General features: G+C 70.5%; 17 protein-coding genes. 11 read left to right on the top strand and 6 right to left on the bottom strand.

The window, feature by feature from the left end:
• The first annotated feature begins 24 nt into the window (after positions 1 to 24).
• A complete protein-coding gene (locus K313_RS0105175; protein ID WP_029210707.1) occupies positions 25 to 2,088 on the top strand; it encodes an acyltransferase family protein in 2,064 nt (687 codons plus the stop codon).
• 91 nt (positions 2,089 to 2,179) lie between these two features.
• On the opposite strand, the gene K313_RS0105170 is transcribed toward K313_RS0105175, so the two are convergent.
• On the bottom strand, positions 2,180 to 3,454 hold the full coding sequence (locus tag K313_RS0105170; RefSeq protein WP_029210706.1) for a cupin domain-containing protein: 1,275 nt from the start codon (positions 3,452 to 3,454) through the stop codon (positions 2,180 to 2,182).
• Entirely contained in the window at positions 3,451 to 3,666 is a 216-nt protein-coding gene (locus tag K313_RS0105165; RefSeq protein WP_029210705.1) for a hypothetical protein, read from the bottom strand. The genes K313_RS0105170 and K313_RS0105165 overlap by 4 nt, the downstream gene beginning before the upstream one ends.
• 130 nt (positions 3,667 to 3,796) lie before the next feature.
• Here K313_RS0105165 and K313_RS0105160 point away from each other — a divergent pair, with 130 nt between their 5' ends.
• From K313_RS0105160 to K313_RS0105150, 3 genes are read left to right on the top strand one after another with little or no spacing between them, the layout of a single operon-like run.
• Positions 3,797 to 4,963, top strand: a complete 1,167-nt coding sequence (locus K313_RS0105160) for an acyl-CoA dehydrogenase family protein (protein WP_029210704.1) — start codon at positions 3,797 to 3,799, stop codon at positions 4,961 to 4,963.
• 8 nt (positions 4,964 to 4,971) lie between these two features.
• A complete protein-coding gene (locus K313_RS0105155) occupies positions 4,972 to 5,913 on the top strand; it encodes a glycosyltransferase (RefSeq protein ID WP_029210703.1) in 942 nt (313 codons plus the stop codon).
• Positions 5,910 to 6,743 (top strand): glycosyltransferase, encoded by an 834-nt coding sequence (locus K313_RS0105150; RefSeq protein ID WP_029210702.1) that lies wholly within the window; start codon positions 5,910 to 5,912, stop codon positions 6,741 to 6,743. The genes K313_RS0105155 and K313_RS0105150 overlap by 4 nt, the downstream gene beginning before the upstream one ends.
• A 118-nt stretch (positions 6,744 to 6,861) precedes the next feature.
• Here K313_RS0105150 and K313_RS20125 read toward each other — a convergent pair whose 3' ends face one another.
• From K313_RS20125 to K313_RS0105135, 3 genes are read right to left on the bottom strand one after another with little or no spacing between them, the layout of a single operon-like run.
• Positions 6,862 to 8,187, bottom strand: coding sequence for an LCP family protein (locus tag K313_RS20125; protein ID WP_029210701.1), 1,326 nt, complete (start codon positions 8,185 to 8,187; stop codon positions 6,862 to 6,864).
• Positions 8,174 to 8,617, bottom strand: coding sequence for a DUF2304 domain-containing protein (locus K313_RS20120; RefSeq protein ID WP_029210700.1), 444 nt, complete (start codon positions 8,615 to 8,617; stop codon positions 8,174 to 8,176). Before K313_RS20120 ends, K313_RS20125 begins: the two co-directional genes overlap by 14 nt.
• Complete coding sequence (locus K313_RS0105135; RefSeq protein ID WP_034251820.1) at positions 8,614 to 9,297, bottom strand: glycosyltransferase family 2 protein; 684 nt, start codon at positions 9,295 to 9,297, stop codon at positions 8,614 to 8,616. Before K313_RS0105135 ends, K313_RS20120 begins: the two co-directional genes overlap by 4 nt.
• Before the next feature lie 92 nt (positions 9,298 to 9,389).
• Between K313_RS0105135 and K313_RS0105130 the strand changes: the two genes are divergently transcribed.
• Positions 9,390 to 10,241, top strand: coding sequence for a glycosyltransferase (locus K313_RS0105130; RefSeq protein WP_029210751.1), 852 nt, complete (start codon positions 9,390 to 9,392; stop codon positions 10,239 to 10,241).
• Positions 10,242 to 10,250: 9 nt separating this feature from the next.
• Positions 10,251 to 11,288 carry a hypothetical protein gene (locus tag K313_RS0105125; protein ID WP_029210698.1) on the top strand — a complete coding sequence of 346 codons (1,038 nt, stop codon included), beginning with the start codon at positions 10,251 to 10,253 and terminating at the stop codon, positions 11,286 to 11,288.
• Between the two features lie 4 nt (positions 11,289 to 11,292).
• On the opposite strand, the gene K313_RS0105120 is transcribed toward K313_RS0105125, so the two are convergent.
• Positions 11,293 to 12,705 carry a lipopolysaccharide biosynthesis protein gene (locus tag K313_RS0105120; protein ID WP_029210697.1) on the bottom strand — a complete coding sequence of 471 codons (1,413 nt, stop codon included), beginning with the start codon at positions 12,703 to 12,705 and terminating at the stop codon, positions 11,293 to 11,295.
• A gap of 127 nt (positions 12,706 to 12,832) precedes the next feature.
• Here K313_RS0105120 and glf point away from each other — a divergent pair, with 127 nt between their 5' ends.
• From glf to K313_RS0105095, 5 genes are read left to right on the top strand one after another with little or no spacing between them, the layout of a single operon-like run.
• Positions 12,833 to 14,020 (top strand): UDP-galactopyranose mutase, encoded by a 1,188-nt coding sequence (glf, locus tag K313_RS0105115; RefSeq protein WP_029210696.1) that lies wholly within the window; start codon positions 12,833 to 12,835, stop codon positions 14,018 to 14,020.
• The gene (locus K313_RS0105110; protein WP_029210695.1) at positions 14,017 to 15,990 is read left to right on the top strand and encodes a glycosyltransferase; all 1,974 of its coding nucleotides are present in this window, start codon (positions 14,017 to 14,019) and stop codon (positions 15,988 to 15,990) included. The genes glf and K313_RS0105110 overlap by 4 nt, the downstream gene beginning before the upstream one ends.
• Positions 15,991 to 16,006: 16 nt before the next feature.
• Positions 16,007 to 16,897: an ABC transporter permease gene (locus K313_RS0105105; RefSeq protein WP_029210694.1), complete on the top strand. Its 891-nt coding sequence runs from the start codon at positions 16,007 to 16,009 to the stop codon at positions 16,895 to 16,897.
• A 2-nt stretch (positions 16,898 to 16,899) separates the two neighbouring features.
• Positions 16,900 to 17,652, top strand: coding sequence for an ABC transporter ATP-binding protein (locus tag K313_RS0105100; protein WP_240483937.1), 753 nt, complete (start codon positions 16,900 to 16,902; stop codon positions 17,650 to 17,652).
• Entirely contained in the window at positions 17,649 to 19,673 is a 2,025-nt protein-coding gene (locus K313_RS0105095) for a DUF6541 family protein (protein WP_029210692.1), read from the top strand. The genes K313_RS0105100 and K313_RS0105095 overlap by 4 nt, the downstream gene beginning before the upstream one ends.
• Positions 19,674 to 19,747: the final 74 nt, after the last annotated feature.

Here is a 19,747-nt window from a genome sequence, read left to right as displayed (position 1 = left end):
GGGGGTGCGGCAGGCTGCGTTGGCGTGCCTGACGCCACCCGCAAGCCCAGCCCGACGGCCGGTCTACGTCCCGACATCCAGGGCCTGCGCGCGCTGGCGGTCCTGCTGGTCCTCGTCTACCACCTGCGGCCCAACCGTGTCCCGGGGGGCTTCCTCGGGGTCGACGTGTTCTTCGTCATCAGCGGCTACCTCATCATGGGCAGCCTCGCGCGCTCGACCGTCGCGGGCCGGCTGAACCTCCCGGACTTCTACGCCAAGCGTGCCCGCCGCCTGCTGCCCGCGGCCACGGTGACGCTGCTGGCCGTGGCGGTGTGGACGATGGTCACCAACGTTCCGGGTGCGTGGCCCCGCACGTTGCGTCACGTCGTCGGCAGCGCCCTGCAGGTCCAGAACTGGGTGCTGGCGGCGGAGACGGGTGACTACGCCGAGGCGACGGCCGACGCCTCGCCGGTCCAGCACTTCTGGTCGCTGGCGGTGGAGGAGCAGTTCTACATCCTGACGCCCCTCATGTTCCTGGCGCTGATGTGGTGGGCTCGTCGCAGCGGGCGCGGGGTCTCGTGGCGTGCCGTGACGGTGCTCGTCTGGCTGGTCACGTTCTCGTCCCTGGTCTTCTCCATCGCCTACACCCCGGTCGACCCGGGGGCCGCCTACTACATCACCCCGACCCGCATGTGGCAGCTGGGCGTCGGCGGGCTGATCTCGATCCTCGAGCCCCGGTGGCTCCTCACCCGTCGGGTCCGGCTCGTCCTGGGGTGGGCGGGACTCGCGATCGTCCTGGTGTGCGCGCTGACCTACACCACCACGTTGGCCTTCCCCGGCTGGGTGGCCCTCGTGCCGACGTCGGCAGCGGCCATGCTGATCCTCGCCGGCCGCCCGGACGTCGCGCCCGACCGCGGACAGGTGTCCTGGTGGCTCGGACGCCAGCCCTGGCACTACGTCGGCGACATCTCCTACAGCCTCTACCTCGTGCACTGGCCGCTGATCGTGTTCGCCATGGCGGCCAGCCCGACCGGACGCATCAGCACCTGGGGCGCGCCCGTGGTCGTCCTGTCGGCGCTGGTGCTGGCCGGCCTGTCCAAGGTGCTGGTCGAGGACCCCTTCCGGCGGCGGCGGCTCCCTCGTGCCAAGGTCCTGCTGGCCGGGGTCGCCATGGTGAGCACGTCGGCCCTGGTCGGGGGCGCGGGCTGGGCCTATGGCCACGTGAAGCTCGAGGAGACCATCAAGGGGGGCTATGTCGACGCGCAGCACCGTGGCTACGCCGCCACCGGTGGTCGGATCGAGACCAGCAGGCCGGACCCTGGGGTGGCCCCGGTGCCGCCGCCGGAGGTGGCGCTCCAGGACGTGTCGGACGGCTTCCGTCAGGGGTGCGACGGGTACGACCTCGCCAAGCACCCCGCCTCGGACAGTCACTGCACCTACGGCGACCCGAAGGCGCCCAACCTCGTCGTGCTCGTCGGTGACTCCCACGCGGGGCAGTACTCCACCGTGCTGATCGACCTGGTCCGGCGCCGCCCGGACTGGCGGCTGAAGATCATCGACCACAACGGCTGCCCCTTCAGCGCGGAACCACCGGCTGACAAGGGGGTGGCGTTCGAGAACTGCCGGGCCCACAACCGCGGTGCCCTGGACGCGATCCTGACCCTGCGTCCCCAGGTCGTGGTCACCAGCGCCATGTCGCCCCGGTCCTACGCCGAGGACCTGCGATGGACGTGGCCGTCCTACGACCGGCAGGTGGCGGGCTACCGCAGCGTGCTGGACCGGCTGGTCAGGTCGGGCGTGCGCGTGGCGGCGGTGGGAGAGCTCCCTCGCACGGCCCAGCGGGTGCCGGCGTGCGTCAAGGCGAACCCCGATCACGTCGAGCGGTGCGACACGCCGCGCTCGGTGGCGTTCCAGCCCCACGACCGACCCCTGGCCGAGGCCGCACGAGGCGTCACGGGGGTCACGGTCATCGACCCGGCGACGGTGCTGTGCAGCGCCACGAGCTGCCCCGCCGTGGTCGGCAACGTCCTCGTCTACCGCGACAACCACCTGAGCGACACCTACGTGCGCACGATCTCGCGGTGGCTGGAGGCCCAGCTGCCCCTCTGACCCGCCGTTCGCTCGCCCCGACACAGATCGTGAGGGTTCGGTCCAAAGATGTTGGACCGAACCCTCACGATCTCTGGTGGGGGTGGTGGGGTCAGGCGGGGACGAGGACCCCGGCGCGCAGCAGGGTCCGCGCGGCCTCCTGCCCCAGCTCGGCGGCGGTGGTCTCACCACCGTCGAGGAGTATGTCGAGAGCCGGCCGACCAGTCGCGGGGATCCGCTGCAGCCCGAGGCGGCTGTCCAGCATGAGCTGCTCGTCGTCGGCCGGGACCGGCGAGACCGTGACCCGCAGGTGCGGCCGCAGCCGCAACCGGGTGGTGTCGCCGAGGTCGAGCACCGCCTGGACCTGGGCGATCGGCGAGATCGGCGACAGCCGCCGTCCGGCCTCGTCACGGCGGGTGAGGGCTCGGGAGATCGTGGCGTCGTCCAGCTCCTCGACCGCGCGCACCAGCGCTGCCCGCGCGACCGCGAACCCGCTCGTGTCCGTCGAGATGTCGACCCCCAGGTCCAACGACCGGCGGACGTCGGGGTCGGAGGCCGCGCGGTCGAGGGCGAGCTCCCCGATGACCTCGGCGGCGGCATACGGCGTCCAGGTGTGGACCCCGATGGTGACGTGCGACGAGATCTCGCCGAAGGTCGAGGCCGCGTGGATCGTCCCCCGCGGGAGGTAGAGCACGTCGCCGGGCTCGAGCGTCACGTCGAGGACGGGCTCGGTGCGGGCCGCCTCCTCGACCTGGCTGCGGCGCTCCGCCCAGGGGTGGTGCCGCAGGGGCGCCTCCAGCACCGGCGCGTGGAGCACCCAGCGCTTGCGGCCGCTCGTCTGCACGACGAAGACGTCGTGCACGTCGTAGTGGTCGGCGAAGCCCTGGCTCTGCGGCGGCGTGATGTAGGCGTTGATCTGCACCGGGTGGCCGAGGTCGACCGCCAGCTGCTGGCCCAGGTCGACCAGCGCCGGCCAGGTGCGGTGCAGGCCTTGGGCGACGATCGTGGCCCCACCGGCGAACTCGCGGTGCAGCTGGTCGTCGCCGACCTGGTCGCGGACGCTCGCCCCCACGCCGCCGGCGGTGGTGAACAGGCTGTCGGGCAGCGGGGACCCGTCCTTGGCCAGCCGCAGGAAGGGCGCCCGCAGGCCCCGGCGGGACACCATCTCGTCCACCGCGTCGGGACCGAACAGGTCGCTGAAGTCACGCCCGTCCTCGGCCAGGGCCTCGGCGCCGGTGCGCAGCAGCGGCCGGCGGCTCCACACCTCGGCGGCGAAGGTCTCGAGGTCACCGACGAGACGAGCGAGCGCCGGGCGCTCCTGGGGCGCGGCTGCGTCGTCCGTGCTCCCGGCGCTCCCGGTCGTGCTGCTGGCGGTGCCGGCGGTCATGCCCCGGGCTCGATCGTGGGGCCGCGGCCCTCGGACTGGTCCTCGTCGAGGTCGGCGCCGGCGAGCTCGGGGTCGTCCCCGCCCGACGAGGCCTGCTGGTTGTCGTCCTGGTCGTCCTTGGTGGGATAGAGCCCGGAGCGCGACACCTGGCCGGCGTCACCGTCCTGGGCCTGGTCCATCACCGAGGGCTCCTCTGGCTGCTGCGTGGTCATGCCTGCCTCCTCGCGTCGCGGGTCTGGTCCTAGGACCATACCGAGCCGAGGCCCCCGGCATACGTGGCAGGTGGTGAGGGACACGCTCCCGGCCGCCGCCGGGAGAGCCGGGCGCAGGTAGGCTCGGCCCGTGGCTTCCAACACCGACTTCGACCTGTTCAAGACCTCCGAGGAGCACGAGGAGCTCCGCGCGATGCTGCGCGAGGTGGTCGCCGACAAGATCGCGCCCGCCGCCGCCGAGGTGGACGACAAGAGCATCTTCCCCCAGGTCGCCTACGACGCCCTGTGCCAGGTCGACCTCCAGGCGCCGCACGTGGCGGAGGAGTACGACGGGGTCGGCCTCGACGCCCTCGGCACCTGCATCGTCATCGAGGAGGTCGCCCGCGGGTGCGCCTCCTCCTCGCTGATCCCGGCCGTCAACAAGCTCGGCTCGATGCCCCTGATCCTGGCGGGGTCCGAGGACGTCAAGCGCCGCTACCTGCCGCCGATGGCGCGCGGCGAGGCGATGTTCTCCTACGGCCTGTCCGAGCGTGAGGCCGGGTCCGACACCGCCGGCATGCGCACCCGGGCCCGCCGCGAGGGCGACGAGTGGGTCCTCAACGGCACCAAGGCGTGGATCACCAACGCCGGCGTCTCCGAGTTCTACACCGTCCTCACGGTCAGCGACCCCGACGGCCGCCGCGGCGCCAACGTCACGGCCTTCGTGGTCGAGAAGGGCGACGAGGGCTTCGGCTTCTCCGAGCCCGAGCGCAAGCTCGGCATCAAGGGCAGCCCCACCCGCGAGCTGCACCTCGACAACGTCCGGATCGGCGACGACCGGCGCGTCGGCGAGGTCGGCGACGGCCTCAAGATCGCGCTGCGCACCCTCGACCACACCCGCATCACGATCGGCGCCCAGGCCGTCGGCATCGCCCAGGGCGCCCTCGACCAGGCCGTGGCCTATGTCAAGGAGCGCAAGCAGTTCGGCAAGGCCATCGCCGAGTTCCAGGGCATGCAGTTCATGCTCGCCGACATGGCGATGGAGCTCGAGGCCGCACGCCAGATGGTCTACGTCGCGGCCGCCAAGTCCGAGCGGGGCGACGCCGACCTGCCGTTCTTCGGCGCGGCCGCCAAGTGCTTCGCCTCCGACGTGGCGATGAAGGTCACCACCGACGCCGTCCAGGCGCTCGGCGGCGCCGGCTACACCAAGGACTTCCCGGTCGAGCGGATGATGCGCGACGCCAAGATCACCCAGATCTACGAGGGCACCAACCAGGTCCAGCGCCTGGTCATGGCACGTCAGCTGCTCAAGGGCTGACCGACCGTATGACGCCTGACGCCTCCGTCGTCGCCGTGGTCGCCGTGGTCGTGACCTGGAACCGGCACGACCTGCTCCTCGAGGTGCTGTCGGCGCTGCGATCCCAGACCCTGCCGGTCTCGCGGGTCGTGGTCGTCGACAACGCCTCCACCGACGGCACCGCCGAGACGCTCCGCGCCCAGGGCGAGGACGTCGTGACGGTGACCGCGCGCACCAACACCGGTGGAGCCGGGGGGTTCGCGATCGGCATACGGCGGGCGCTCGAGCTGGGGTGCGACGCCGTCTGGCTGATGGACGACGACACTGTCCCGGAGCCCGAGGCGCTGGCCGCCCTGGTGCGCGCCCGCGGCGAGTTCCCGCTCGGCACACCGGCGGTCGTCGCCAGCCGGGTCGTGTGGACCGACGGTCGTGACCACCCGATGAACACCCCGCGCCCGTCGCCCTTCGCGTCGGCGCGGCAGCGCGAGGCCGCGGCGTCGATCGGCTGCGTCCCGGTGCGATCCGCGTCCTTCGTGTCGATCCTGTGCGACGCCGCCGCGGTGCGCGAGCGCGGGCTGCCGGTCGCGGACTACTTCCTGTGGAACGACGACTTCGAGTACTCCACGCGCCTGATCCGTGGTGGCCGCGGCCTCGCCTGCCCGGGGTCGGTGGTGGTGCACAAGACCAAGACCTTCGGCTCGACCGACGCCGACCCGGGCCCCCGCTTCTACTACGAGGTCCGCAACAAGGTGTGGATGTGGACGCGGTCGCGGTCCCTGACGCCGGTGGAGAAGGTCGTCTACGGCGGGTCCTCCCTGCGGCGCTGGGTCCGGACCGTCGCGCGGTCCGGTGACCGCGGGACGCTGGTGCGGGGACTGGCCAGGGGTGTGCGCGACGGGGTGCTGCACGGCCCGCGGCGCACCGAGGACGTCCTGTCGGCGGCCGTGGGGGAGCAGGGGCGAGCCGTATGACGGAGCTGCCGTTCAGCGTGCTGATGTGCGTCTACCGCGGAGACGACCCGGCCCACCTGCGCGAGGCATTCGACTCCGTGACGGTCGAGCAGGTGCGACGTCCCGCCCAGGTCGTGCTGGTGCAGGACGGGCCGGTGCCGACCGCGCTCGACGAGGCGATCCAGCGGCTGGTCGCGGAGCCGGTGGTGCCGGTGGAGCTGGTCCGGCTCCCGGTCAACCGCGGTCTCGGCGTCGCCCTCACCGCCGGCCTGGCCCGGTGCGCCCACGACGTGGTCGCCCGGATGGACGCCGACGACATCTCGCTGCCCGACCGGTTCGCGGTGCAGCTGCCCGTCGTCGAGGGCGGCGCCGACGTGGTCGGGTCGGGGATGCTCGAGATCGGCTCGGGCCGGGACGACGTGGTGGGGCGGCGGGTGCCGCCGCTCACGCCCGAGCGGATCGTCGAGTCCTCCCGGATGGCGCAGCCGTTCAACCACCCGACCGTCGTCTACCGCCGCTCCGCCGTCGAGGCCGCCGGCGGCTACCAGGACTTCAAGCAGATGGAGGACTACCTGCTGTTCGCCCGGATGATCCAGGGCGGGGCGCGGGTGGCCAACGTCGCCGACCCCTTGCTGTGCTACCGGGTGGGGGAGGGTGCCTACGCCCGCCGGGGCGGGTGGTCGATGCTGCGCACCGAGCTGGCGCTGCAGCGGCGCTTCCTCCGGATGGGGTTCACGACGCCGGCGCAGTGCGTGCGCAACGTCCTGGTGCGCGGCGTCTACCGTCTCGTGCCCGAGCAGCTGCGACGCGTGGCCTACGGGGCGATCATGGCGCGCCGCGGCGAGCGCTGACCTCCCTCAGGTAGGCACATCCGCCCGGGTTGGCGCGCCAGGCGAGTGTGACTACCTCAGGTAGGCACATCTGCCCGGGTTCGCACGCCAGGCGAGTGTGACTACCTCAGGTAGATCCTCAGGGGAGCGGCTGGTCGTCCTTGATCTTGCCGAAGAATTCCTGCGCCTTGGCGGTGTCCCACTTGACGGCGACCCCCGCCGCCGTGGGGTAGGCCGGGTTGGAGATCGGCACGACCAGGGACTGCCCGTCGCCACCCGAGGACGATCGCATCGCCTGCAGGACGCGCGTCAGGTCCGCCGGCGTGGTCCCGTCACCGACCTTGACCCCCTCGGCCGCGCTGTGCGTGAAGCCCCAGTAGCGCCACGGCAGGAGCACGGTCGCGGGACTGGCGGCCTTGCGCATGATCGCGCCGAGGAACTGGCGCTGGCGCTTGGCCCGGCCGAGGTCGCCCTCGGGGTCGGAGTAGCGGGACCGCACGAAGCCGAGGGCCTGCGGACCGGTCAGGGTCTGCTCGCCCTTCTTGAGGTTGATGCCGGCCTTCTCGTCGTTCATGTCGAACGGCACGTTCACGGACACGCCGCCGAGGGAGTCGACGACCCGGGCGAACCCGCCGAAGCCGATCTCGACGTAGCCGTCCACGTGCACGCCCGTCGCCTGCTCCACCGTCTCGACGAGGAGCTTCGGCCCGCCGATGGAGTAGGCCGCGTTGATCTTGTTGCGGTTGTGGCCCGGGATCGGCACGTAGGAGTCGCGCGGAAGCGAGACCAGCGCGGACTTCTGCCCGGACTCGGAGACGTGGACCAGGATGATCGAGTCGGTCCGCTGCCCGGCGTCGTCTCCGGTCGCGAGCTGCTGCTGCTCCTCGGCGCTGAGCCCGGCTCGCGAGTCGGAACCCACGAGCAGGTAGTTGTAGCCGCTCACCCGCGCCGGACGATCCCCCGCGGGCGAGGCGTCGACGTTGGACACCGAGCTCCACGCGTGCAAGGGGGTCACGACGAGGAAGACGATCCAGGCGAGCAGGGCCACCAGCACCAGGGCCACGGCCCGCCGGCGGCGGTGGACCCGGCGCGGCGGCCGACCGGGTCCTGCGCCGCGGGGTCGTTGCGGGGGAGAGGCTGGCGGCTGGGCCGGTCGGGACGGCTGGACCGGCATCTGACGGGTGCTGGACCGGCCCCCGTCGTCCCAGCGATCGTCGTATGCCGCGCCCGCCGGGTAGGCCGCGCCGCCCCCACGCGCCTGGTCCACGGGCTCGTCGCCCCACCCGTCCTCGCGCCGAGGGTCCGGCCCAGGACGCTGGTCCTCGTCGGGACGCCGACGACCGGTGATGCGGCTCGCGCCGCCGAGCGGGTTGCGCGGGCTGGACATCCGTCCGCGCCGCCTGCGCGTGTCGACGACGTAGGACTCGGTGTCGTCGTGCGGGTCTCGCTCGTCAGCGGGGGTCATCGCTCGGGTCGGCCTCCGGGTCGGGGACGTCGGTCATGTCTTCTGGACGCATCACCGTAGCCGCAGGTTGTCCCTGCGACCTGGACGCCACCTCCGGGTGTCGTGCGGCGGCCTCGTCGAGCGCGATGCGCCTCGAGAGCCGCGTGAACCGCACGTCCATCTCGCGGAAGCGCAGGTGCGTGCTCATCATGTAGCCGAGGAACGCGATGACGAGGATGTAGAGCACCAGGTCCGTGCCTCGACCGACCCCGACAGACCGGGCCAGGCCGACCCAGACCGAGGGAAAGATGATGGAATACACGGCAAAAGCTGCGAACGCGAACATGCCGAGCCGCCGGATGGCCTGCGTGCGGGCGCCCCTCGCCGTGGTCATGCGCAGGAGCACGACGACGACGGCGGCGATCAGCGCGAGCTGGATGAGGGCCTTCACTTGAACATCAGCTCCACGAGGATGTTGACCGAGTTCCACAGGGACTGGCCCTTGGAGACCGAGTAGTCGGTGTAGAGGATGTGGACCGGTTCCTCGGCGTAGCGCACCTTGCGGCCCTCGAGCTGCAGGGCTCCGATCTGAGCGACGATCTCGGAGGCGTGAGCCATCCGGTTCATCGTGATGTCGAGCCGCTCGACGACGGGTCGCGACAGGACCCGCAGCCCGTTGTGGGCGTCAGTGAGCCGCGTCCCCGTCGAGAGATTGGTGTATGCCACGGCGAGGCGAAGCACGAGCTTCTTCAGCGCGCTCGGCTGCGTCCGCTCGTCGAGGAAGCGTGAGCCGAAGATCACGTCCAGGTCGTCGCGGCGGATGCGGTCGAGCATCTGCAGGACGTCGTCCACCTGGTGCTGGCCGTCGGCGTCGAAGGTCACGACGTACTGCATGCTGGGGTCGGTTAGCGCGAACTCGAAACCGGTCTGCAGCGCGGCGCCCTGGCCCATGTTGACCGGGTGCTGCACGAGCCGTGCACCCGCGGCGAGTGCCCGCGCTGCGCTCTGGTCCTTGGACCCGTCGTCGACGCACACGACGTTGGGGAAGGTGCGTCGGGCATGGGTGACGACGTCGCCGATCACCGTCGCCTCGTTGTAGAGGGGGACGACCAGCCAGACGTTCTCGTTCACGCGCGACACGATACGTGCCTTTGCGCCGAGGAGGACGGCGCCATGCGGGCGGGAAGCGCGGGCGTCGAGGAACGCCCGTCTAGGGTGGGCGCATGACCGACCAGGCCGTGACCGTCCTCCTGACCGTGTATGCCGGGGTGCGGCCACCTCACCTGCAGGAGGCCCTGGACAGCGTCGCCGCCCAGACCCGGGTGCCGGACGAGCTGGTCGTGGTGGCCGACGGGCCGTTGACGCCGGAGCTTGAGGCAGTGCTAGCGGCGCATCGTCCGGCCTGTCGCACGCGTCTGGTCCGCCTCCCCCGCAACCTCGGCTCGGGGCCGGCATCGGAGGCGGGGATGGCCGCGGTCACCGGGGACTGGGTCGCCCGCGCCGACGCCGACGACATCTCCCTGCCCCACCGCCTCGAGCGTCAGCTCGCCGCGGTGGACGAGGCGGAGGCCACGGGCCGTCCGCTGGACGTGGTGGGATCGGCGATGACCGAGTTCGCGGAACCTGGCGGCGCGGAGGCCGGCGGCGAGCGCCAGGTCCTGGGGGTGCGGCGCCTCCCATCGGGCCACGACGCGATCGCGTCATACCTGAGGCTCAACAACCCGGTCAACAACCCGACTCTCCTCGTCCGCGCCGAGGCCGTCCGTGCCGTCGGCGGCTACCGCGCCGTCCCGTTCATGGAGGACTACGACCTCATGGCCCGGCTGGTCGCCGACGGGCGTCGCTTCGCCAACCTGGACGAGCCGCTCGTGCTGTTCCGCATGAGCGGGGAGACGATGAGGCGGCGGACCGGGCTGCGGATCTTGGCGGGGGAGTGGCAGATGCAGCGCAACCTCCGGTCCTATGGCATCACGTCGGGGTGGCAGCGCTGCCGTAACCTCGTGCTGCGACTGGGGTTCCGGCTGCTCCCGAGCCGACTCCTGACCCGCGCCTACTCCGCCCTCTTCCGACGCTGAAGGACCCTCGTGGACATCCAGAACCACCACTACGGCCACGCCTCCGTCATGGCTCGTCATGCCGGGCTGTCGCGCCCCCGACACGTGCGGGGCCTGCTGCAGCACGGGTGGACGGTCGAGTCGCCGATGGCCACCCACTTCGCGGACTTCCCGTTCGTCGAGGCGTCGGGGCGGCGCGAGCTGTTCGTGTGGACCCACCACGCTCGGGGCTGGGACCCAGCGGACGAGTCGCGGCGAACGCGGGCCGTCGGGGCGCCGTGGGCCTACCTGGTCGCCGAGACCGCGCTCGACCTGACCTCCCCGGGCGAGGGCACGTTGGTCTTCCCCCTGCACGGCTCGCACATCGACGCCGTGGTCGGCGACCAGGCGGCGCTGGCTCGCTACTACGCTGAGACCGAGGGACCGTGCACGATCTCGGTGCACGTCGAGGACCTCGGCCGCCCCGAGGTGATCCAGGCCTGGACCGCGGCCGGTCACACGCTCGTGTCGGCGGGCGCCCGAGGCGATGTCGATTTCTTGCCCCGCGTCCTCGCGATGATCCTGGGTCACCGTCGTGTGGTGTCCAACCGGCTCATGACGTCGATCCTGTATGCCGCGTCCATCGGCCGGGAGGTCGCGGTGCACGGCGACCCCTTGTCCTTCGCGTTTGAGAGCGATGCGGCGATCCGGAGGATCGAGGAGCTGTGGCCCGAGTTCCACGCGGCGAGCACCCACGACGCCACGGTCCGGGCGATCGCGCGGGACGAGCTCGGCTTCCAGCACGTCCTGCCGCCGCGCGAGCTCCGCGATGCCTTCGGCTGGACCCGGCCGGCGAGCCCCGGCCCGGCGATCGACTATTGGCTGCGCGCACCGATGCAGAAGGCGCTCAACGTCGTGGGGGTGGGGAAGCGCGACGAGGGCTTCGTGGCAAGCAAGGGCCGACCGGACCCGATGCTGTGGCTGCGCCACCCGCTCTCCCACCTTCCCCGAGGCCTGCCCCGGCGGCTGCCCCAGGTGAAGCCCCTGCCCGAGCCACTCCACGTAGGGGACGCACCACTCGCGTCCTGAGGGCTCACCCCCGCATGACGCGGACGAACCTGCCGCAGGCCAGGGCAACGCACCCGATCGCGAGGACGGTGCGGGTGAGCCAGCCCTCCGGGCCGTCGATCGGCGCGAGCGCGCCCGCTAGGCAGAGGGCGGAGCCGATCGCGACGGCGGGACCCATGGTCGTCGGCCGCCACCGCTCCGGGGACACGCGGCGCGCGAGGAGCCACGCGCCGATGGCGAGCGCCGTATAGGTCACGGTCATGCCCGCCGCGGTCAGAGGCACGTCCCCGGTACGGCTCAGCGCCACCGCCGCGGCCGTCCCGACCGCGACGCTGAGCGGTGTGACGATCGCCAGCCCGGTGCTTCGCCCCTCGGCGAAAACCAGGTGGACGCTGCCGAGGTAGACCACGGAGATCAGGCCCCCGAGGGCCATCCACGCGACGGCCGGCGTCATCGGGGCGGGATCGAACCGCGCGTCGGCCAGAACTACTAGCACCAGGGGAGCGACGGCGGCGACGAAGCCCGAGGCAGCGGCGGTGATCAGGGCGATGTCGCGGCCCGTGCCCTCGATCAGGGACGCGCGCTCACCCCTCGGGGCGGCGTAGACGAGTGGCGCCCAGGCATTGTTGAGAGCCGTTGTGAGGACGCTCGGGGCCGATCCCAGCAGGATGGCGAGCTGCATTCGGCCCGCGTCCGCGGTGCCGAACGTGTGTGCGACGACGAAGACGAGGACGGCGGTGGAGAGGTAGAGGCCGACCGCGTGAGGCACGGTGGGGACGCCGATCCGCAGGGCTCGGGCGAGGTCGCCGGGAAGGGGGCGGGGACGAGCACCCCGGAGCGTGAGGGCCAGACCGACAGCCCCCGCCAGCACGTAGCCGGCCGCGAGCCCGCTCACGAAGTCCACCGCGGAGGCCTGGTGGAGAAGCACCAGGCCGAGGCCGATCACGGGGCCGCCCAAGGTCGCGACGAGTGCCAGCATCACGAAGGGCAGCGGCCGGTCGACCACACGCAGGAAGGCCTGGGCGTTGGCCATGCAGGCGAATCCCGCTGCGGCAACGCACCCCAGCGCTACCAACCAGGGATCGTCAACCCCCACGACAAGGTCCAGTGCAGGGGAGCCGAAGGCGCCCATCAGGCAGAGGACGGCCGCGATCCCTGAGGCTCGCAGCGTCAGGGCCGAGGCGCCGGGGACCCCCGACGCCTCGATCAGACCGTGACGGGTGATGGCGGCTGCGAGCCCAAGGCTGCAGACGAGCATGGTGACCTGGATGAGCTGGATGAGGAGCGAGACGCGACCGAACTCAACGCTTCCCACCGCACGAGTCACCGCAGGCGTGACGAGGGCGTTTGCCAGGATCGGCGCAGCCGTGCCGATCGTGTAGATCATGCCGCGTCCGAGGATCGCCCTGCTGCTGCCGTTCGCGGCCGTCGAACTCATGGCGCAAGGCAACCACGAGGGCAGCCAGTCGTTCACCTCGGACACGCGACCGGCGGCCGCCGAGCCGACGGGAAGGGGTGAAGTAGGGTGAACCGACACCTGGCAGCACACCTCTTGGGAGTATCGCGTGAACCCAGATCTCGTCGTCGTCGGCGCCGGCCTCTTCGGGCTGACCGTCGCCCAGCAGGTGGCGGAGCGCTTCGACCGCAAGGTCCTGGTCCTCGACCGGCGCCACCACGTGGGGGGCAACGCCTACAGCGAGATCGACCCCGAGACGGGGATCGAGGTGCACAAGTACGGCGCGCACCTGTTCCACACGTCCAACGAGCGGGTGTGGGACTACGTCAACCGGTTCACGTCCTTCACGGGCTACCAGCACCGCGTGTACACCAGCCACGGCGGCGAGGTCTACCCCATGCCGATCAACCTCGGCACGATCAACCAGTTCTTCCGCTCGTCCTACTCGCCGGACGAGGCGCGCGCGCTGATCCGCGAGCAGTCCGCGGAGCTGGGGGACAAGGAGCCCGAGAACTTCGTCGAGAAGGGCGTGTCCCTCATCGGGCGCCCGCTCTACGAGGCGTTCATCGCGCACTACACCGCCAAGCAGTGGCAGACCGACCCCGAGAAGCTGTCGGCCGACATCATCAGCCGGTTGCCCGTGCGGTTCACCTACGACAACCGCTACTTCAACGACACCTACGAGGGCCTGCCGACCCGCGGCTACACCCACTGGCTGCAGACCATGGCCGACCACCCCAACATCGAGGTCCGCCTCGAGACGGACTTCTTCGACGAGGGCCAGGAGCTGTCCCGGGGCAACGTCGTGGGCAACGTTCCGGTCGTCTACACCGGCCCCGTGGACCGCTACTTCGACTACCAGGCAGGCCGCCTCGGCTGGCGGACCATCGACCTGGAGGAGCAGCGCCTCGACGTGGGCGACTTCCAGGGCTGCCCGGTCATGAACTACCCCGACGCCGACGTGCCCTTCACCCGCATCCTGGAGTTCCGGCACTTCCACCCCGAGCGGGACATGGCCAAGGACAAGACGATCATCCACCGCGAGTACTCCCGCTTCGCCGGCGACAGCGACGAGCCCTACTACCCGGTCAACACGCCCGAGGACCGCCAGCAGCTGCTGGCCTACCGCGACCTGGGGCGCGCGGAGCAGGGGGTCCTGTTCGGAGGCCGCCTCGGCACCTACAAGTACTTCGACATGCACATGGCCATCGGCGCCGCGCTGAGCATGGTCGACAACAAGCTTGCCCCGCACTTCGAGCAGGGCGAGGCGCTGGTCAGTGGAGGAGTGGACGCATGAGCGAGGCTGGGACCACCATGACGACCCGACGTCCGACGCGAGGTCGCCGTCCCGTCGACGACCTGGCCGGTGAGGGGCGCCGCACGGCGATGCGCGTCATCTTCCCGTACGACGGCGACCTGGACACCCTCAACCTCTACATCGACCTGCCGAAGGGAGCCAGCCAGGAGGAGGTCCACCCGGACGACGTCCTGGGACGGCACAGCGTGCGGGTCCGCCCGGGTCGACGACTGTCCATGGGGTCCTACTTCAACGCCTTCCCAGCGTCCTACTGGCGACGGTGGACGGTCGCGAGCGAGACCCGCCTGACGGTCCGCACGCGAGGCGAGGGCGCGGTGATCGTCTACCGCTCCAACGCGCGCGGCAACCAGCAGCGCGTGGACTCCGTGCGGGTGGACGGTGAGGCCACGTCCACGTTCGACCTCCCGTTCACGACCTTCGGGGACGGGGGCTGGTACTGGTTCGACCTGGTCTCGGGCATCGACGGCATGGTGCTCGACGGTGCCGACTGGTCCGTGGCGGAGAACGACCGCCCCTACGGCACCGTCACCCTCGGCGTCACCACCTTCAACCGTTCGGACTACTGCGTCCGCAACATCGGCGTCGTCGCCGAGGACGACGACCTGCGCGCCGTCCTCGACGAGCTGATCATCGTCGACCAGGGCAACAAGCTGGTCGAGGACGAGCCCGACTTCCCGGGCCTGGCCGAGCGCATGGGCGAGCAGCTGCGCGTCATCCGGCAGGACAACCTCGGTGGGTCCGGCGGTTTCGCCCGCAACCAGTACGAAGCCGCGGTGGGCGGCAAGAGCGACTACGTCGTCATGCTCGACGACGACATCCAGCTCGAGCCCGAGTCGATCATCCGCATCACCACCTTCGCCGACCTGTGCCGCAAGCCCACCCTGGTGGGTGGCCACATGTTCGACCTGCTCAACAAGTCGGTGCTGCACACCTTCGGCGAGATCATCGACCCCTACCGCTGGCAGCCCACGCTGCCGGGACCCGACCAGTACCTCGGCCACGACTTCGCGCGCACCCCGCTGCGCAAGACGCCGTGGATGCACCAGCGCGTCGACGTCGACTACAACGGCTGGTGGATGTGCCTCATCCCCACCCAGGTCATCCGCGAGATCGGGCTGTCCCTGCCCGTCTTCATCAAGTGGGACGACGCCGAGTACGGCCTGCGCGCCAAGGCGGCCGGCTACCACACGGTCTCGCTGCCGGGGGCGGCCTGCTGGCACGTCTCCTGGATCGACAAGGACGACCTGGTGGGGTGGCAGGCCTACTTCCACACCCGCAACCGCCTCATCTCCGGGCTGCTGCACAGCCCCTACCCCTACGGCGGCGAGCTGGTGCGGCGGGCCGAGATGGACGACGTCAAGCACCTCGTGTCCATGCAGTACTACACGGTCGAGGGGCGCCTGCAGGCGCAGCGCGACCTGCTCGCGGGACCGGACGCCCTCCACGACATCCTCCCCAAGAGGCTGCCCGAGCTGCGTGCCCGTATGACGGCGCACGACGACAGCGTGCTGCGCCCCGAGGTGGACGAGTTCCCCCAGGTCAGGTCGCCCAAGCCGCGTCGCCCGCGCAAGTGGAAGACCCCGCCGGTCGGACGACTCGTGCTCGAGGGCGGCAAGGCCCTGGCGCGCCAGGTCCTGCCGCTGCGCGAGGGCGCCCAGGAGAACCCGCAGACGCTGATCGCCCACAAGGACAACAAGTGGTGGAACGTCGCCCAGTACGACAGCGCGCTGGTCACCAACGCCGAGGGCACCGGGATCGCGTGGTACCGGCGCAAGCCCGAGCTGGTGCGCTCGATGCTGCGGGAGTCGGCCACCAACCACGCCCGCATCCTCGCCGAGTTCCCTCGGCTGCGTAAGGAGTACCAGGAGGCGCTGCCGCGCATCACGTCCTTCGAGGCGTGGGAGCGGACCTTCGGCATCGAGCCGCGAGACCGCGGCACCGAGCAGTAGGGACGAGCAGCGCTCCGTGGACAACCCCTCGACGATCACCGCTCAACCCTTCCGAGAGCCCGGCCACAGCGCCGGGCTCCTGGAGATCCCGAAGTGGCGGTTCCTGCTCCGGCTCCTCGTCCGCAAGGAGCTCCGCGTGCGCTACCGCGGCTCGGCGCTCGGGCTGCTGTGGAGCTATGTCAAGCCGGCCGTGCAGATCGTGGTGTTCTACCTCGCGCTCGGCAAGTTCCTCCGGCTGGAGGAGTCGATCCCGAACTACGTGATCTACATGTTCGGCGGGATCGTCATGGTCAACTTCTTCAACGAGGTCTTCGGCAACACCACGAAGTCCATCGTCTGGAACGCCGACCTGGTCAAGAAGATCTACCTGCCGCGCGAGCTGTTCCCGGTCGCGAGCGTGTGGGTGGCCTTCGTGCACTTCGTCCCGCAGCTGCTGGTGCTGCTGGTCGGGGCGCTGATCGCCGGGTGGCGTCCCGGGCCGCTCAACCTGCTGGCCGGCCTGGGCTGCGTGACCATCGTCGGCGTCCTCGCGCTCGGGATGGGCCTGCTGTTCGGGTCGATGAACGTCCTGTTCCGTGACGCCGAGAACTTCGTCGACCTGATCGTCATGGTCGCCACGTGGCTGTCTCCGGTGCTCTACACCTGGCAGAAGGTGCACGACGAGGTCCCGGGGTGGGCGTGGACGATCTACCAGGCCAACCCCCTCACGGCTGCGGTCGAGCTGGCGCACTACGCCTTCTGGATCCCCACGTCCGGCGTCGTGCCCGCCGGGCAGGACGCCGCCGCGCTGATGCCTCCCCACTGGGTGTGGTGGAGCGTGCTCGGCCTGGCCCTGTCGTCCTTCGTCCTGCTGCTCGGTCAGCTCGTCTTCCGCCGGCTCGAGGGCCGCTTCGCCCAGGAGCTGTGATCGTGACCGACACCCGTGCCGACCTGACCGTGGTCCGCGTCGACCACGTCGACAAGAGGTTCACCCTGCGCCACTCCCACTCCCTCAAGGAGTGGGCCATGTGGACCGTGCGGGGCCGCCAGGGCGAGCTGTCCGAGACCTTCCTGGCTCTCGAGGACATCACCCTGCAGATCGAGCGCGGCGAGTCCGTCGGGCTCCTGGGCTTCAACGGTTCCGGCAAGTCCACGCTGCTCAAGCTGCTGTCGGGCGTCATGCTGCCCGACCGGGGCACCGTCGGGATCCGGGGTCGGATCGCCGGGCTGATCGAGGTGGGCGCGGGCTTCCACCCTGACCTCACCGGCCGCGAGAACGTCTATCTCAACGGCTCGATCCTCGGCATGTCCGAGGCGGAGATCGACACCAAGTTCGACGCCATCGTGGCGTTCAGCGAGATCGAGAAGTTCATCGACACCGAGGTGAAGTTCTACTCCTCCGGCATGTTCCTGCGCCTGGCGTTCGCGGTCGCCGCTCACTCGGAGCCCGACATCTTCCTCATCGACGAGATCCTCGCCGTGGGCGACGAGCCCTTCCAGCGCAAGTGCCTCGAGCGCGTCTCCGAGCTCAAGGCGCAGGGACAGACCCTGGTGGTCGTGACCCACGACCTCGACATGGTGCAGCGCGTCTGTGACCGGGGAGTCGTCCTGGAGCGCGGCCACGTGGTGCACGACGGGTCGATCGTCAGCGCCGTCGAGCACCTCCGCGGGGGCGCACGATGACCTGGTTTCCCTTCCTGTCGTCCGTTGTTACGGCTGGTCTCGTGTTGACGGTCCCAGGACTCATCGCCGGCCTCGCGGCCGGGTTGCGGCGTGACGCTCTTTGGGGGCTGGCTCCTCTGCTCTCGCTGACAGCCGTCGCCCTCGGCGTCCTTCTGCACACCCGGCTCGCCCTCGCATGGGGTCTGGTGCCGGTCCTGGTCGGCACCCTGGTTCTGACGGCCCTGGGGGCCGTCGTCGGGCTGGCCCCCAGGGTCCTGGACCGGCGGCGTCGTCGTGAAGGGGGTGCGACGAGAGTCAACCGAGCGTCCAGGTGGCGGAGGTTGCTACCCACCGGGGCCTACACGATCGCGGTCATCGCGACGAGCGCGTGGATGGCGGCGATCACTGTCCACGCCATCGGGGACGTCTCGTCGATGCCGCAAAACCTCGACGCGGTCTTTCACCTGAATGCCATCGAACGAGTGGCCGAGCACCGCGACGCCTCGCCGACTATGGTGTCGTCCACCGCTGTCAGCACCACGCCGGTGCCGTTCTATCCGCCACTGTTCCACGCGATCGGCTCGCTGCTGGTCTTGCTGACCGGTGCCACGCCCTTTGTGGCCGCAAACGTTCTGGCGCTGGTGATCGCGGCGGTGGCCTGGCCGGTCAGCGTGCTCTTCCTCACCAGTGCGGTACTTGGATCGCGGATCCAGGTACTGATTCCGGCGGGGCTGGCGGCAGCCACCCTCGCGGTGTTCCCGTATCTACCGCTGTCCTTCGGCGTGTTGTGGCCCAACAGTCTGGGGTTGGCCGTGGTGCCCGCCGTAGTCGCGCTGGTTGCGGTGGTTCTCGGGCTCGTCCGCGTGCCGGGGGTCGGACGGGGGAGGGCGACGGTCCTGGGCCTGGTGTCGGCGATCGGTCTGGCCTACGCACACCCGGGGTCGGTGTTCTCCGTGATGGCGTTTGCCGTCCCCATGGGGACAGCTGCCCTGGCCAAGCTCGTCCTGCAGTCGTGGCCGCAGGGTGGCGGCAGGCGGTGGGGTTCCCTGGCACTGGTGGCAGTGGTGGCCGGCGCGGTCAAGTGGTTCTGGCCGGGCATCCTGGACGATCCGCTGCTCAAACCGGTCCGGTCCTTCGACTGGCCCGCCACGCGCACCCTGGAGCAAGCGTTCGGCGAGGCGATCGCCCTCAGCACGGAGTTCTCCCCGGCGGCTTGGCTGGTTGGAGGCCTAGTCCTGGCTGGGGCCGGTCTCAGCCTGCGCCGCCGTCAGGGTCGGTGGCTGGTCGTGACGCATGCAGCTCTCGTGTACCTCTACGTGCAGGCGGCCGGTAGCGACGACCAGCTCTCCAGCGATCTGACGATGTTCTGGTACAACGACAGGTTCCGACTGGCGGCCATGCTGGCGATCACGGCCGTCCCTCTCGCAGCGCTGGCCCTGGTCGAGGCGTTCGACCGGTTGCGCGCCGGAGGTTGCCGGCTCGTCCGGGGCCGCCGGGTTAGCGCGTCGTTGCCTCGATGGGGCGCCCTCGGTGTCACCGTCGCTGCGTTGGTGTCTCTGACGCCGGGCAACCTGTCGCCCTTCGGCCCCTACATCACTCTGGCGAAGTCCTACCGACCAGCCAGCCCCGAGGAGATTCTGCTGGATCCTGCCGAGCAGCGTCTGTATGCCGAGAACCTCGTTCGCAACGGGCCTCAGGACGCCGCCAAGGTCGTAGGAAATCCGTGGAACGGTGCATCCCTAGCGGGCGCCGCCAGTGGGCGTGAACCGGTATTCGGGCACCTCGTCACGACGCTTGACGCAGACCGTACCCTGCTCAAGGAGCGGTTCAACCAGCTTGATTCGGACCCGGCCGTCTGTGCTGCGGTTCGCCGACTGAACGTGGGCTACGCGACCGAGGACAAGGACTACTTCCAACCCTGGGACCGCCGTACACGCACCTACCCCGGACTGATGGACCTGCAGAATGTGCGTGGCCTGACCCGAGTGGCCCATGAGGACTCGGTCGCCATCTATCGCGTGACGGGGTGTGGCCGCGGATGACGAGCGACGGGGACAACCTCGCCTTGTCGATCCCCTGCGTGACTTCTGCGGGGCTGGATGGATTCACCGGAGGT

The organism is Arsenicicoccus bolidensis DSM 15745 (assembly GCF_000426385.1).
GTDB classification, from domain to species: domain Bacteria; phylum Actinomycetota; class Actinomycetes; order Actinomycetales; family Dermatophilaceae; genus Arsenicicoccus; species Arsenicicoccus bolidensis.
The sequence above is the reverse complement of the archived record's forward strand: the minus strand, read 5'-3'. Positions and strand labels throughout refer to the sequence as shown.